Raw genomic sequence first — 14,286 nt, forward strand, 5'->3', positions numbered from 1 at the left:
AGGGGAGAGGGGTGGGGAGGTGTCAGGCGCGGAGGGCGGGTAGGACCACCGCGTCGATGTACGAGATCAGGAAGGACTGGGTCGGCGGCTGCTCGTCGATCATTCCGCGGGCGGCGAACGCCCCGATCATCATGTGCACCATGAAGTCGATCGCCGGGTTGTCCGCGCGGACCTCGCCCCGGGCGACCGCCCGTTGCAGGACGGTACGGAACTCCGCCATCTCCGGCTCCATCAGGTGCTCCTTGAACGCCCTCAGGAGATCCTCGTTGCTGTGGATCGCCATGGCCAGGCCCCGCATCAGGGCGGAGTTGGCCTCCATCTCGCAGTCGTCCGACCGCAGGGTGAGGGCGTGCAGGTCACCGCGGAGCGACCCGGTGTCCACGGCCTCCGACGAGCCCGGCTTGTTGTGCCGCACCGCCTTGGCGACCAGCTCGGCCTTGCCGCCCCACTGGCGGTAGAGCGTCGCCTTGCTGGACTTGGTGCGGGCCGCCACGGCGTCCATGGTGAGGGCGTCGTAGCCGACCTCCCGGAGCAGGTCGAGCACGGCCTCGTACAACTCGGCCTCACGCTCGGGCGTGATCCGACTGCGACGCGCCGTTGCGACCTCAGTCATGCGACTCACCTTCCCGCTCGGGACATTCCTTCTTCGTACCACCATGAACATACCCCGAGACCAAGCGAAACGAAACCGTTTCGTACGTGTGCTGTCTCACGATCGTGAAGCGCACATAAGAAGCGTGCACAAGTTGCCCGGCTCCATGTGCCGGAAAAGCATGGTGAGGTGAGCTATCTGCGCCTGCCGCACCTGAGCGGCGACCTGCTGTGCTTCGTGGCCGAGGACGACCTCTGGCTGGCCCGTCTGGACAGCCCGGACCGTGCCTGGCGCCTCACCGTCGACCGTACGAAGATCGGCCACCCGCGCTTCTCGCCGGACGGCGGCACGATCGCGTACACGAGCTGGCGAAGCCTGGTCCCCGAGATCCACGTCGTCCCGGTGGACGGCGGCCCGAGCAGACAGCTCACACACTGGGGGTCGGCCGACACCCAGGTCTGCGGCTGGACCCCGGCTCAGGGAGGCAGGGGCGGCACCATCCTCGCCGTCGCCTCCCACGGAGAGCCCTTCTCCTACTTCACCTGGGCCTACAAGGTCTCCCCCGACGGCGACCCCGGCCGCAAGCTGCCCTGGGGCCCGGTCTCCGACATCCAGGTCGCCGAGATCGACGGCGAGCGCAGAACCCTCCTGCTCACCGGCACCCCGCCCCACGAACCGGCCGCCTGGAAGCGCTACCGCGGCGGCGCGATGGGCAGACTCTGGCTGCACGGCGACCGCCTCCTCCCCGACCTCGAAGGGCACCTCCACTCCCCCATGTTCGTGGGCGGCCGGATCGCCTTCCTCTCCGACCACGAGGGCGTCGGCAACCTCTACTCCTGCGCCCACGACGGCTCCGACCTGCGCCGCCACACCGACCACGACGCCTTCTACGCCCGGCACGCCGCGAGCGACGGTACCCGGGTGATCTACCAGTGCGCCGGCGACCTGTGGATCGTCGACGACCTGACCGCCGAGGCACGGAAGCTCGACGTACGGCCGAGCGGTCCGCGCGCGGGACGCCGGCCGTACCAGGTCCCGGCCGCCCAGCACGTGGACGGCATCTCGGTCGACGAGACGGGCCGTGCGAGCGCCGTCGTCGTACGCGGCAGCCTGTACTGGCTGACCCACCGCGACGGACCCGCTCGTACGATCACGGACACTCCCGGGGTACGGGTCCGGCTCCCCGAGATGCTCGGCTCGGTCGGCCAGGTCGCGTACGTGACCGACGCGGAGGGCGAGGACGCGGTCGAGATCGCCCACCTGCCCCGCGCGACCGGCGACCGGGAGCCTCGCCGCCTGGCCTCCGGCGAACTGGGCCGGGTGCTGGAGCTGGTCTCCGACCCGCAGGGCGAGCGCATCGCCATCGCCGCGCACGACGGACGGGTGCTTCTGATCACTGTGTCCGACGATGCGGCTGCCGCCGCGGGCACGGAGGACTCCAGCGGCGAGGTCACCGAGCTCATCCGCTCGATCAACGGCCCGGTACGGGACCTGGCGTTCTCGCCGGACGGGGCATGGCTGACATGGTCGCACCCGGGGATCGGCCGCTCCCTGCGCCAGATCAAGATGGCCCGCATAAAGGACCGGTTGATCGTGGACGTGACCAACGGCCGCTTCGAGGACGAGAATCCGGTGTTCACACGGGACGGCCGCTACCTGGCGTTCCTGTCGTGGCGCGGCTTCGATCCCGTCTACGACGTCCACACCGGCGACCTGTCCTTCCCGCTGGGCTGCCGCCCGTACCTCGTCCCCCTGTCCTCGGCCACGCCCTCCCCCTTCGCGCTGACGCCGGAGGGCCGGCCGGCCGCCGGAGGCCTGGACCCGGTGGAGGAAGAGGAGGGCGACGGCGCGGTGACCGTCGAGATCGAGGGCCTGGAGAACCGGGTCACCCCCTTCCCGGTCACCGCCTCCAAGTACTCGGCGCTGTACCCGGTGGCGGGCGGCGGTCTGGTCTGGCTGCGCTGGCCCATCTCGGGCGCGCTCGGCGAGACGTTCGCCAACCCGGACGACACCAGCGGCCGGCCGACGCTGGAGTACTTCAACATCAGCAAGGCGAAGAAGTCCGAACTCGTGGACCACCTGGACTGGTTCGCGGTGAGCGGCGACGGCACCAGGCTGGTGGTGGTCGACGAGGACGACCTCCGCGCGGTCCCCTCCGCCGAATCCGGAGACGGCGACACGACGGTCTGGATCGACCTGCGCCGCATCCTGCACGAGGTCGATCCGGCGGCGGAGTGGCGCCAGTCGTACGAGGAGGCGGGCCGGCTGATCCGGGCGTACTTCTGGGACCCGGGGATGTGCGGGGTCGACTGGGACGCGGTGCTGGACCAGTACCGCCCGCTGGTCGAACGGGTCGCCTCCCCCGACGAGTTCGCGGACCTGCTCCGCGAGGTCCTGGGCGAACTGGGCACCTCCCACGCCTACGTCACCGCGGCCCGCCGCGACGAGGGCCCACCCCACTACCAGCGCCGGCAGGGCCTGTTGGGCGCCAACTTCGTGCGCAGGGAGGAGGGTTGGGTGGTCAAGCGGATCCTCCCGGGCGACTCGTCGGACTCGAAGGCACGATCACCACTGGCGGGCACGGGAATCCGCGAGGGCGCCGTCCTGACCCATGTGGACGGCCGCCCGGTGGACGTGTTGACGGGCCCGTACCCTCTGCTGGCCGGCGCGGGCGGCACAACGGTGGAGCTCACCTTCACCCCCGCCGAGGGCGGGGCAGGCCGCTCACGCCGCGTGGCGGTGGTCCCCCTGATCGACGAACGTCCCCTCCGCTACCAGGACTGGGTGGCCAAACGCCGTGCGGTCGTACGAGAGTTGAGCGGCGGCCGCTGCGGCTATCTGCACATCCCGGACATGGGCGGTTCGGGCTGGGCCCAGTTCAACAGGGACCTGCGCATGGAGGTCTCGCGCCCCGCCCTGATCGTGGACGTACGCGGCAACGCGGGCGGCCACATCAGCGAACTGGTGGTGGAGAAGCTCACCCGCACGATCCTCGGCTGGGACCTGACGAGAAACGCTCAGCCGGTGTCGTACGCCTCGAACGCCCCACGCGGCCCGGTGGTCGCTCTCGCGGACGAGGCAACGTCCTCCGACGGCGACATGATCACCGCAGCCTTCAAGCTCCTCGGACTGGGCCCGGTCATCGGCCAGCGCACCTGGGGCGGAGTGGTCGGCATGACCGGCCGCCACCGTCTGGGCGACGGCACGGTGATCACGGTGCCGATGAACGCGGCGTGGTTCGACGCGTACGGCTGGGGCGTGGAGAACAGAGGGGTGACCCCGGACCTGGAAATCCTCCGCACCCCCCTGGACTGGGCGGAGGGCAGACACGCCCAACTGGACGACGCGGTGCGGTTGGCGGTGGACCTACTGGAAACGAACCCTCCGGCGACGCCACCGGACTACAGCAATGTGCCGGACCGGTCGAGGCCGAAGCTACCGCCCCGCACCACTCCCTGAGGGCGCCCAGCAGTCTCTTGCCTCTTGCCTCTTGCCTCTTGCTTATTGCTTCTTGCTTCTTGCTTCTTGCCTCTTGCCTCAACCGAACGTGGGGCGCCCCAAAACACAGGGCGCCCCACGTCAACTCGGCCAAAGCCAAGTGCACCGGCTACGCGTCGTAGTCCTCGTCGAACCGGTCCTGCTCCTCCCGCTGGAGTCGCTCCGGCTCCTCGTCACGCATACGGTCGCGGTCCTGGCCCTGTCGGCCGCGCTGCTGGCCCTGCTCCTTGCCCTGCTGGGCCTTCTGCTTGGCCTGCTGCTGCCACTGCTCCGACTGGTCCTGGAACTTGTCCTTCATACCCATGTGGGTTCACTCCCGTGGGGGTGGGGGAAGAGCCCCTGTTCGGGGCCTCGACCAGATTCACACGTCGGAACAATGCGCGCATTTCGATCAGTTACGGTGCGTAGCCCGAGCCGCCTCATCAGCCGCCCCACCTGCACCGACGAGCCCCGACCGCATGCCCTCCAACCGTGCCCCGAACCGCCGCATCTCCCGCTGCCCGACCGTCCCGATGAGCCCCGGCAGATAGCCCCGCACGCCCTGCATCCCGCGCAGCCACCCCTGCCCGTACACATGGCCGGCCCGCCGCTCGATCCCGGCCACGATCCGGTCCACCGCCGGCCCCAGCGGATACGTCCTGTTGGCCGGCCAGGGCAGCCGCTGCCGCAGCTCCCGCATGACCTCGTCCTGGTCGGCCCCGCGCACCATGTCCGTGTCGGTCCACGACAGATACCCGACCCCGACCCGCACGCCCTTGTACCCGACCTCGGCCCGCAGACTGTGCGCGTACGCCTCGACCCCCGCCTTGGACGCGCAGTACGCGGTCATCATCGGCGCGGGCGTCATGGCGGCCAGCGACGCGATCTGCAGCAGATATCCCCTGCTCTCCATCAGAACAGGCAGAAACGCACGGGCGGTCACGGCGGACCCGATCAGGTTCACCTCGATCACCCGCCGCCATGCCTCCGGATCGGAGTCCACGAACGGCCCTCCGGTGGCGACACCGGCGTTCGCGACCACGATGTCCACCTTCCCGAAGCGCTCCTTCACCTCCCCCGCCACCCGCGCCATCGCCTCGTGATCGGTCACGTCGGCGTACCAGTGATCGCTGTCGCCGTGCAGCCGCTCGGACACCTGCTTCAGCGCATCCGGCTCCAGCCCCACCAGCGCCACCTTCGCCCCCCGCGCCGACAGCTTCCGCGCGAGCAGCTCGCCCACACCGCGCGCGGCGCCCGTGACGACGGCGACCTGTCCTTCGAGGCTGACCTTGCTCATGCGCCCTCCTTGATCGTTGCGTACGTCGTCACAAGCTCCCGGATCCGGCTGCTCACCAGCTCGGGCGCCTCCACCGGGCTCATGTGGCCGACGCCCGGCAGCTCGGTCGAGCCCACGCAGTTCGGCAGCGCGGCGACCAACGCCCGCGCGTGCACGGGCGGCGAGAGCCGGTCCGCCGTACCGACGACAACGGCCGTCGGCACCCTCAACTCCCGTACGCCGTGGTCGAGATCGAGCAGAGCCAGCACCTGCGACCAGGCATACCGCACCTTGCGCGGACACGCGTGCACGATCCGCGCGCACGCCTCCACCATGTGCGGAGCCGAACCCGGCCCCATCGTCCCGTACTTGAGGATTCGGCGGGCGATCGGCGTGACCGGCCCGAGCGGCGCCCGCGCCCCGAGGATCTGCTCGGTCAGCCAGGTCCGCAGACGCCCCGGCCGGATCGGTACGACGGTCGACTCGGCGACCAGCCGCGACGAACCGGTGCTGCACAGCAGGACGGCGACCGCGTGCTCCCGGAACGCGGGCCGCTCGGCCGCCGCCATCACCGTCATACCGCCCATGGAGTGACCGGCGATCACGGCCTTCTCACCGGGCGCGAGGGTCGCTTCCAGTACGGCTTCGAGGTCGTCGGCGAGGGCCCGCGTACTGCATGCCGGGCTCGCCGGGCTGCGTCCATGGCCGCGCTGGTCGTAGGCGATGACCCGGTGGTCGACGGCGAGGTCGCGTATCTGCGCCGCCCAGAAGGCGGTCGAGCAGGTCCAGCCGTGGGCGAGGACGACGGCGGGGGCGCCCTCGGCGCCGTGGATCTCGACGTGCAGCCGGGCGCCGTCGGCGGAGACGGCGACGAGTTCGCGGGCGGGGGCGGGGGGCGCGTAGGGCCCGGTCCTGACGTGCATCAGACGACTCACGCGTCCACCACCTCCGCCTCCTCCTTTGCCTCCGCCTTCGCCGCGGTCTTCTCCTCGGCGGGTGCGCGCAGGAGTTCGTACTCGCTCAGGTCCACGCGCCGTGTCGCCCGCCGGAACTCCGTGGTCGTGCCGGGCCAGATGGTGGTGTTACGACCGCTCGCGTCGAGGTACCAGCTGGTGCAGCCGCCGGTGTTCCACACCGTCCGCTCCATGCGCTTCTGGACGCGCCGGTTCCAGGCGGCGACGGCGCTCGTCCGGGCGTCCAGGGCGGCACGACCGCCGAGGACCCCCAACTGCCGTACGAAGTCGGCCATGTAGTTGAGCTGGGACTCGATCATCAGGATCATCGAGGAGTTCCCGAGCCCGGTGTTGGGTCCGATGATCGTCATCCAGTTGGGGAACCCGGCCGCGGACGCGCCGCGCAGCGCCTCCATACCGCCCTCCCAGGCCTCGGCCAGGGTCTTCCCCTCCGCGCCCACGACCCGCTCGGCGATGGGCATGTCGGTGACGTGGAAGCCCGTACCGAAGATGATGGCGTCGACCTCGGCCTCACTCCCGTCGGCCGCGACCACGGTGGACCCCCGGATCTCACCCAACCCACTGGCCACGACATCGACATTGGGCTGGACGAGCGCCGGGTAGTACGCGCTGCTCAGCAGGATCCGCTTGCAGCCGATGCGGTAGTCGGGGGTCAACTTGGCCCTCAGCGCCGGGTCCTTGATGGCCCGAGCCATGTTCCGCTTGGCCAACTGCTCGACGAAACCGAGCTCGTCGGGGTGCTTCGTGAACGCCTGGACCTGCAACTCCCTGATGCCCCACAGCAGTCCGCGCCGGGCCTGCGCGGTGAAGGGCAGGGTCCGGTGCAGCGCCCGCTCGGCGCCGCTGATGGCACGGTCGACTCGGGGCATGACCCAGGCCGGCGTGCGCTGGAAGACGGTGAGGCGGCCGACCTGCTTCTGGATGGCGGGCACGATCTGAATGGCGGACGCACCCGTCCCCACCATGGCGACGCGCTTGCCGCGCAGGTCGTAGTCGTGATCCCAGCGGGCGGAGTGGAAGACCTTGCCGGGGAAGGAGTCGAGCCCCGGAATGTCGGGGATCTTGGGATCGGAGAGGGGCCCGGTGGCGGACACGACGATGTCCGCCGAAAGCCTCCCGCCACTGGTCTCGATGTCCCAGCGAAGCTTCTCCACGTCCCAGGTCATCATCTTCACTTCGGAGTTGAAGCGGATGTGGGGGCGGAGGCGGAAGACGTCCGCCACATGCTCCAGATAGGCGCGGATGTGCTCCTGCCCGGAGAACGTGCGGGGCCAGTCGGGGTTGGGCGCGAAGGAGAAGGAGTAGAGATGGGAAGGCACGTCACAGGCGCACCCGGGGTAACTGTTGTCCCGCCAGGTCCCGCCCACACTGTCGGCGCGTTCGAGGACGACGAAGTCGGTGACGCCCTCGCGCCGCAGCCGTACGGCGGCCCCGAGTCCGCCGAACCCGGACCCGATCACCGCCACCCGCACATGCTCCCGTTCAGCCATGCCGACGCCCTTCCTCGCGCGACCGCGCCAGTGAACACTGGCGCAATGGGAGCGTAGAGCAGGTCCGTACCGATGGGTAGAGGGCGAGGGGAAGGCGTTCGCACCGGCGGCTCCGCCGCGGGTACCGGCGGTACGACATAAGGTGCGGTGGTGACCGAGAAGCGCGAGTACCGCATGGAGGAACTGGCCCGCCTGGCCGGCATCACGGTGCGCACCCTGCGCTTCTACCGCGAACGCAAGCTGATCCCGCCACCCCGCCGCGAGGGCCGTATCGCCTGGTACGACGACCACCACCTGGCCCGTCTGCGCACCATCGCGGCACTCCTGGAACGCGGCCACACCCTCACCGGCATCGCGGAGCTGGCGGAGGCCCTGGATCACGGCCGCGACGTCGCCGACCTCCTGGGCGTCACTCCGCCCACCGAGGAGGAGCCGGTCCGTCTCACGCCCGAGGAACTCGCCGCCCGCTTCGAGGGCCAGGTCACCACGGAGAACCTCGCCGCCGCCCTCGATCTCGGCTACCTCGGCACCGACGGCGAGGAGATCGTCCACATCAGCCGCCGCCTCCTGGACGTCTCCTCGGCCCTGGTCCGCGAGGGCATCCCGCTGGCCGAGGTCCTGGCGGCCGGCAAACGAGTCCGCGAACACGTCGACGACATGGCCGAGATGTTCGCCGAACTGGTCCTCCGCCACGGCACGGACGATGACCTGCAGCGACTGCGCCCGCTGGCGCGGAGCGTGGTGGAGGCGGAGCTGTCGCTGGCGCTGGATCGACGGTTGCGGAAGCAGGGGTAGGGCACTCCCGGGACCTCTCCCTGCCCCCAACGAGAGTCACACACGGCTGCACGCGGCTACACACGACCGCGCAGGGCCATACGCTGCTATACACAGCACGTATAGACGACATGTATAGACAGCATGTATAGCCGATGCGTATAGTCACCCGCATGACGATCGGCACAGCCATCGGCTCGGTCCCGGGGCTCAACCGGTGGTGGATCTCCGCGCCGGTGGCGGGAATCGCGCTCGGTGTTCTCACCAACCTCGCCCAGGGCGGACTCCCCGGCGCCTCGAACCAGATCGCCAACTCCGGTGCGGTGTGGTGCGTACCGGCGTTCACGGCCGGCGCGCTGGCGGCCGCCGGGCACCTGGCCCTGCGCAAGTCGGTGCTGGCCGGCCTGGGCACGACGATCGGCCTGGTCGTCGGCTACTACGGCTGCGCGGAGTTCGGCCGCAGCGGCATGGGCGGCCCGTTCTGGCCGGCGGTGTGGCTGGTGATGGCTCTCGTCAGCGGACCGCTGTTCGGTGCCGCGGGGGCATGGTGGCGACGTGGGCACACCGCACGCCGTCGGGTCGTCGGACTGGCCGCGCTCGCGGGCGTGTTCGGGACGGAGGCCATCCTGGCCGGACAGGTGCTGCACTACGCGGGACAGGCCTGGACCTGCGCGGCGCTGCTCGTCCTCATCCCGCTGGTGATGGCGCGTGGGCACAGCGAGCGCGCACTGACGCTGCTCGTGGCGCTGCCCCTGTCGGTGGTCGCCTACGTCGTCGTCGAACTGCCGTTGCAGCACGTGTCGGCGTGAGGCTGCCGAGAATCTCGGCGTGAGGGCGGCCGAGGCCACTGAGGCCGACGAGGCCTCACCTCTCGAAGGTCACGGTCACGGGAGCATGGTCCGACCACCGCTCCGCGTGAGTGGCCGCCCGCTCCACGACCGCCTTGACGGCCCGGGCGGCGAGCCCGGGGGTCGCGACCTGGTAGTCGATGCGCCAGCCGGCGTCGTTGTCGAAGGCCCGCCCGCGGTACGACCACCACGAGTACGGCCCCTCCACGTCCGGTTGCAGGGCGCGTACGACATCGACGTACCCCCCGTCCTCCGGGTCGAAGACCTGGCTCAGCCACGCCCGCTCCTCCGGCAGGAACCCTGAGTTCTTCTGGTTGGCGCGCCAGTTCTTGAGGTCGGCGGGCTGGTGGGCGATGTTCCAGTCGCCGCAGACGACAACCTCGCGCCCGTCCGCGGCGGCACGCTCGCGCAACCCCTTGAGGTGGGCGAGGAACTCACCCATGAAGCGGATCTTCTCGTCCTGCCGCTCGGTGCCGACCTCGCCGGAGGGGAGGTAGAGGGAGGCGACCGTCACACCCGGCAGATCGGCCTCGACGTAGCGCCCACTGCCGTCGAACTCGTCCGATCCGAAGCCGACCTGGATACGGTCGGGCTCGCGGCGGGTGTAGAGGGAGACGCCGGCGCGGCCCTTCGCGGCGGCGGGCGCGTGCACGACATGCCACCCCTCGGGCGTACGCACGTCCTCGGGCAGCTGCTGCGGCTCGGCACGCACCTCCTGCAGGCAGAGGACGTCGGCGGAGGTCTCGGCGAGCCACTCCACGAAGCCCTTCTTCGCGGCGGCGCGCAGTCCGTTCACATTGGCGGAGGTCACAGTGAGCACGCGGGAACGATACCGGCACACTGGTGAAGACCGATTCCTCCGCATGCATAGGTGTACGATCTTCGACATGAATATACGACGCGTCTCCTTCGACCACCCGGACGCCGTCAAGCTGAACGACGAGGTCCAGGCCGAATACCACGTCCGCTACGGCGACGGCGGAGACGCCACCGCCCTCGACCCGACGGACTTCGATCCGCCGAACGGCGTGTACCTGATCGTCTACGACGAGAACGACGCCCCGGTCGCCACCGGCGGCTGGCGCGCCCAGGACCTGAACGACGAGGGCAACCTCGACGGCGACGCCGAGCTCAAGCGGATGTTCGTGGTGGCGCCGGCCCGAGGGCGCGGTCTCGCCCGGCGCGTCCTGGCCGCCCTGGAGGAGGATGCCCGCCTGGCGGGCCGGGTCCGGATGGTCCTGGAGACCGGCACCAAGCAGCCCGAGGCCATCGCCCTCTACACGTCCAGCGGGTACGAGCCGTGCGCGAAGTTCGGCTACTACCGCCACCACGAGGACAGCTGCTGCTTCGCGAAGGAGCTGTGACAGTCCGCTCTGACAAGGCGTCAGCCACAGCAAAGATCCCGCCCGATCTTCCGATCGGACGGGATCTCGTCAACTGCCTCAGGTTTCCCTGGTCAGTTGTTGCGGTGGACCTGAGGGGATTTGAACCCCTGGCCCCCTCGATGCGAACGAGGTGCGCTACCGGACTGCGCCACAGGCCCTTGCAACGAGTGAAACTCTAGCACCCCGATCCGCGTGCTTGGAAATCCGTTCCCGGCCCGGTAGACGGCAGCAGCACAGGTGGGGCGGGTGGGCGCGCTACTCGTTGGCGGCCCGCGGCCGCTCGCCGTCCTCGTACTGGTCGAACAACGGCGTACGCCCACGCTCCCGCGCCCGCCGTGCGGAAGCCGCCCGGCGGGCGTCACTGCGCCCGTCGTCGTCCGCCTTCGCCTCCGCGGGGTCATCCTCGGAGGCGGCCTCTTCCGACGCCGCCTCCTCCCGCCTCTCGCCACCGGAGCCGGCCTGCGCCTCCTGCTCCCGCGCGACGGAACTCGACCGCGCCGAACTCCACGCGTCCGGCGCCCCGAGATCCACGTCCGCGGTGGCCCGCGGAGCAACCGGCGCCGTCACGTACGTCGGCAACGGCACCGGAACCGGATCCCAGCTGTCCCCGTGCCCGGGCCGCCGCTGCCGCTCACGCTGCTGGTCCACCCACTCGGCATGGTCGGTCTGCTCGACCAGGGCCCGCCGGTCGGCGGCCAGCGCGGACAACCCGGTGTCGGTCTCGGTCTCTGGTCCCTCGTCCGGCTCGTCGGCATCCGCCTCCGCGGTCGCACGCCGACGCGGCTGACGCGCCCGCTCCCGCAGCCGCTGCGCGGCGGCCTCGGCCCGGCGCCGGTCCATCTGATAGGCGAAGCGCCTGCGTTCCTGGGAGCGCAGATGGGCGATGTACGCGCTGAGCAGCACGGCGGGCACGCCGGGCGCCCACAGGAACGCGAGCCCCCCGACCGCGGCGACGATCGCGCCGAGCGTGAAGGCGAAGAAGAGCATGGCGGTTGTGCGCCGACGGCGCGCGAGCGCCTTCGTACGCCGGGCGCGCGCCGCGGCGGCTTCCTCCGAGGGCGTGCGCCGCGCGGCCGGGACGCGCTTGCGCGCCGGCGCGGGGGCCGATGTGCGCGCGGGAGCGGATCCGGATGAGGGTGCGGGCTTGGAACTGGGCGCGGGCGCCGGCGCTTCCGCCTGTTCGCGCGCCGGTTGCGCACGCCCAGGCACCGGCGCCTGCACCTCCGCGCGCGCCTGCGGGCGCGTCGGAGGCATGGCGAAGGCCCGGACGTCCACCGAGTCGGTGACCGCGTCCGGGTCGTCGGCGCTGGACTCCCCCTCGTCGGTGGAGCGCGCGCGCAGGTCCTTGGCGTACCGGCGCTCCATGCCCGCCCGTCCGGACAGTAGCCGGATGGCGGTGCTGAAGCGTTCCGTCGGACGGGCCTCGTTCAGCTCGTCCTGCCTACGGAGCCACATCGGCACCAAGTAGGCGGCCCAGGCCCCGACAATGACTGCGTAGATGAGGCCGCTGCTGCTCACGCCTCACACGGTAGAGGGGTTTGCGTGAGGCCATCTGCCAATTGAGCCGGTGTGTCGCACGATCTGGCTGATATTTCGAACTTTTTTTGTGACCGATGCGATCAGCAGCCCGCCGAGGCCGCGAATTTAATGGCTTGAGCCGGTCACCGATCGATCAATTTCGAACACTTATTCAATTTCCTGGACCTTGAGACGGCTATCCGGGATTCCCCGGCGTGTTCTGCGGGTTCCGCGGGGTGGTGCGCGGCGCGTCGTGCGAGGCCTGCTGAGAGCGTGCCCGCTGCCAACGGTTGAGCAACCCGTCGGGAACCTCTTCCGCGGTGAGTGCGAACACGAGGTGGTCGCGCCAGGCTCCGTCGATGTGGAGATAACGCGGCCTGAGGCCCTCCTCGCGGAATCCGAGTTTCTCCACGACCCGGCGGCTGGGCCCGTTCTCCGGGCGAATGCAGACCTCGATGCGGTGCAGACCGACGGCGCGGAAACAGTGGTCCACGACGAGCGCCACGGACGTCGGCATCACACCGCGGCCGGCCACCGACTCGTCCACCCAGTAGCCGATGTGCCCCGAGCACATCGAGCCCCAGGTGATTCCCGCGACCGTCAACTGCCCGACGAGCCGCCCCTGGTACTCGATGACGAACGGCAGCATCCGGCCCGCGTTCGCCTCGGACCTGAGATGGCGGACCATCTGCCGGTAGGTCGGCCGGTGCGCGATCGGCCCGCTGGGCGTGGGGGGCGGAATGGTCGCCTCCCAGGGGCGCAGCCAGTCCCGGTTGCGCCGGTTGACCTCGCGCCACGCCCGCTGGTCGCGCAGTTTTATCGGCCGGAGGACGATGTCGCCGTCCGCCAGCACGACGGGCCAGGATGGGCTGTTCAGCTCGCACCCCCACTGGTGGCGCCGGGTCTGGGGTGGTCGCCGCCGCGGATCTGGTCGACGGCGTGGACCAGGAGGGGCTCCAGGACGGCCAGTCCGTCCTTCACCCCGCCGGTGGAACCCGGCAGATTGACGATGAGCGTTCGCCCCGCGACTCCGGCCAGTCCCCGGGACAGCGCGGCGGTCGGCACCTTCTCCCGTCCGAACGCCCGGATGGCCTCCGCGATGCCCGGCACCTCGTAGTCGATCACCGCGCGCGTGGCCTCGGGTGTGCGGTCGGTGGGGGAGATTCCGGTGCCGCCGGTGGTCACGATCACGTCGTACCCGGCCTCGGCGCCGACCAGCAGCGCGGTCTCCACCGGGTCGCCGTCGGGGACGACCTGCGGGCCTTCGACGGCGAAGCCGAAGCCTGCGAGGCCCGCGGCGATCAGTGGACCGCCTCTGTCCTCGTAGACACCGGCGGCGGCGCGGTTGGAGGCGGTCACGACCAGCGCGCGGTACGGCGCGCGGTTCTCGGCGTGCGCCCCGGCGCTCACGCCCGGCTCCAGTCGCCGGACTTGCCGCCCGTCTTCTCCTCCACGCGCACGTCCGTGATGACCGCTCCCTTGTCGACCGCCTTGACCATGTCGATCACGGTGAGCGCGGCGACGGAGACCGCGGTGAGGGCCTCCATCTCGACGCCCGTGCGGTCCGTGGTCTTCACGGTGGCCCGGATCTCCACGGCGTCGTCCGCGACCGACAGATCCAGTCTCACACCGGACACCGACAACGGGTGACAGAGCGGAATGAGGTCCGGGGTGCGCTTGGCACCCATGATGCCCGCGATGCGCGCGGTGGCGAGGGCGTCGCCCTTGGGAACCCCCTCGCCGCGCAGCAGCTCGACCACGCGCGGTGAGACGAGGACACGTCCGCTGGCGCGCGCCGTGCGCGCGGTCACGTCCTTCTCGGACACGTCGACCATGCGGGCGGCGCCCGCCTCGTCGATGTGCGTCAGTCGGTCCTGCGCAGGGGGTCCGGGGGGATTCCCCCGGGAAGGAACAGTCATGCTGTGTGGCGCTCCCGGTCCGGGCCCCTCGCG

14 protein-coding genes and 1 tRNA gene are annotated in these 14,286 nt (G+C 70.6%); 4 read left to right on the top strand and 11 right to left on the bottom strand.

Annotated elements, in window-relative coordinates; translation table 11 throughout:
• Positions 1–22 precede the first annotated feature (22 nt).
• Positions 23–613, bottom strand: coding sequence for a TetR/AcrR family transcriptional regulator (locus ACWC09_RS06385; RefSeq protein WP_450849066.1), 591 nt, complete (start codon positions 611–613; stop codon positions 23–25).
• Positions 614–781: 168 nt separating this feature from the next.
• Between ACWC09_RS06385 and ACWC09_RS06390 the strand changes: the two genes are divergently transcribed.
• Positions 782–4,051, top strand: a complete 3,270-nt coding sequence (locus ACWC09_RS06390) for a S41 family peptidase (protein ID WP_450849068.1) — start codon at positions 782–784, stop codon at positions 4,049–4,051.
• Between the two features lie 148 nt (positions 4,052–4,199).
• Here ACWC09_RS06390 and ACWC09_RS06395 read toward each other — a convergent pair whose 3' ends face one another.
• The 4 genes from ACWC09_RS06395 to ACWC09_RS06410 form a co-directional block, all read right to left on the bottom strand.
• Positions 4,200–4,394, bottom strand: a complete 195-nt coding sequence (locus ACWC09_RS06395) for a hypothetical protein (protein WP_450849070.1) — start codon at positions 4,392–4,394, stop codon at positions 4,200–4,202.
• 87 nt (positions 4,395–4,481) lie between these two features.
• Positions 4,482–5,366: an SDR family oxidoreductase gene (locus tag ACWC09_RS06400; protein ID WP_450849072.1), complete on the bottom strand. Its 885-nt coding sequence runs from the start codon at positions 5,364–5,366 to the stop codon at positions 4,482–4,484.
• Positions 5,363–6,280, bottom strand: a complete 918-nt coding sequence (locus tag ACWC09_RS06405) for an alpha/beta fold hydrolase (protein WP_450849073.1) — start codon at positions 6,278–6,280, stop codon at positions 5,363–5,365. The genes ACWC09_RS06400 and ACWC09_RS06405 overlap by 4 nt, the downstream gene beginning before the upstream one ends.
• A complete protein-coding gene (locus ACWC09_RS06410; protein ID WP_450849075.1) occupies positions 6,277–7,809 on the bottom strand; it encodes a flavin-containing monooxygenase in 1,533 nt (510 codons plus the stop codon). Before ACWC09_RS06410 ends, ACWC09_RS06405 begins: the two co-directional genes overlap by 4 nt.
• Before the next feature lie 150 nt (positions 7,810–7,959).
• Between ACWC09_RS06410 and ACWC09_RS06415 the strand changes: the two genes are divergently transcribed.
• Together ACWC09_RS06415 and ACWC09_RS06420 are read left to right on the top strand one after the other, a co-directional pair.
• Complete coding sequence (locus ACWC09_RS06415; RefSeq protein WP_450849077.1) at positions 7,960–8,604, top strand: MerR family transcriptional regulator; 645 nt, start codon at positions 7,960–7,962, stop codon at positions 8,602–8,604.
• A gap of 152 nt (positions 8,605–8,756) precedes the next feature.
• A complete protein-coding gene (locus ACWC09_RS06420) occupies positions 8,757–9,392 on the top strand; it encodes a DUF6518 family protein (protein WP_450849079.1) in 636 nt (211 codons plus the stop codon).
• A gap of 55 nt (positions 9,393–9,447) precedes the next feature.
• Here ACWC09_RS06420 and ACWC09_RS06425 read toward each other — a convergent pair whose 3' ends face one another.
• Complete coding sequence (locus ACWC09_RS06425; protein WP_450849081.1) at positions 9,448–10,251, bottom strand: exodeoxyribonuclease III; 804 nt, start codon at positions 10,249–10,251, stop codon at positions 9,448–9,450.
• 67 nt (positions 10,252–10,318) lie between these two features.
• On the opposite strand from ACWC09_RS06425, the gene ACWC09_RS06430 reads away from it, so the two are divergent.
• The gene (locus ACWC09_RS06430; protein WP_450849083.1) at positions 10,319–10,795 is read left to right on the top strand and encodes a GNAT family N-acetyltransferase; all 477 of its coding nucleotides are present in this window, start codon (positions 10,319–10,321) and stop codon (positions 10,793–10,795) included.
• A 105-nt stretch (positions 10,796–10,900) separates the two neighbouring features.
• Here ACWC09_RS06430 and ACWC09_RS06435 read toward each other — a convergent pair.
• From ACWC09_RS06435 to moaC, 5 genes are all read right to left on the bottom strand, one after another.
• Positions 10,901–10,974: transfer RNA gene (locus ACWC09_RS06435), tRNA-Ala, on the bottom strand.
• 97 nt (positions 10,975–11,071) lie between these two features.
• Positions 11,072–12,334: a divisome protein SepX/GlpR gene (gene sepX, locus ACWC09_RS06440; RefSeq protein ID WP_450849084.1), complete on the bottom strand. Its 1,263-nt coding sequence runs from the start codon at positions 12,332–12,334 to the stop codon at positions 11,072–11,074.
• A gap of 196 nt (positions 12,335–12,530) precedes the next feature.
• Entirely contained in the window at positions 12,531–13,187 is a 657-nt protein-coding gene (locus ACWC09_RS06445; protein ID WP_450849086.1) for a GNAT family N-acetyltransferase, read from the bottom strand.
• Between the two features lie 20 nt (positions 13,188–13,207).
• Positions 13,208–13,756 (bottom strand): MogA/MoaB family molybdenum cofactor biosynthesis protein, encoded by a 549-nt coding sequence (locus ACWC09_RS06450; protein WP_450849133.1) that lies wholly within the window; start codon positions 13,754–13,756, stop codon positions 13,208–13,210.
• Positions 13,741–14,253: a cyclic pyranopterin monophosphate synthase MoaC gene (gene moaC / locus ACWC09_RS06455; RefSeq protein ID WP_450849088.1), complete on the bottom strand. Its 513-nt coding sequence runs from the start codon at positions 14,251–14,253 to the stop codon at positions 13,741–13,743. The genes ACWC09_RS06450 and moaC overlap by 16 nt, the downstream gene beginning before the upstream one ends.
• Between the last annotated feature and the right edge of the window lie 33 nt (positions 14,254–14,286).

The sequence above is a fragment of the Streptomyces sp. NPDC001617 genome (genome assembly GCF_053596855.1).

Coding starts and splice junctions, on each gene's coding strand:
- ACWC09_RS06385 (WP_450849066.1), bottom strand. CDS start 613: ATGACTGAGGTCGCAACGGCGCGTCGCAGTCGGATCACGCCCGAGCGT.
- ACWC09_RS06395 (WP_450849070.1), bottom strand. CDS start 4,394: ATGGGTATGAAGGACAAGTTCCAGGACCAGTCGGAGCAGTGGCAGCAG.
- ACWC09_RS06400 (WP_450849072.1), bottom strand. CDS start 5,366: ATGAGCAAGGTCAGCCTCGAAGGACAGGTCGCCGTCGTCACGGGCGCC.
- ACWC09_RS06410 (WP_450849075.1), bottom strand. CDS start 7,809: ATGGCTGAACGGGAGCATGTGCGGGTGGCGGTGATCGGGTCCGGGTTC.
- ACWC09_RS06420 (WP_450849079.1), top strand. CDS start 8,757: ATGACGATCGGCACAGCCATCGGCTCGGTCCCGGGGCTCAACCGGTGG.
- ACWC09_RS06430 (WP_450849083.1), top strand. CDS start 10,319: ATGAATATACGACGCGTCTCCTTCGACCACCCGGACGCCGTCAAGCTG.
- moaC (WP_450849088.1), bottom strand. CDS start 14,253: ATGACTGTTCCTTCCCGGGGGAATCCCCCCGGACCCCCTGCGCAGGAC.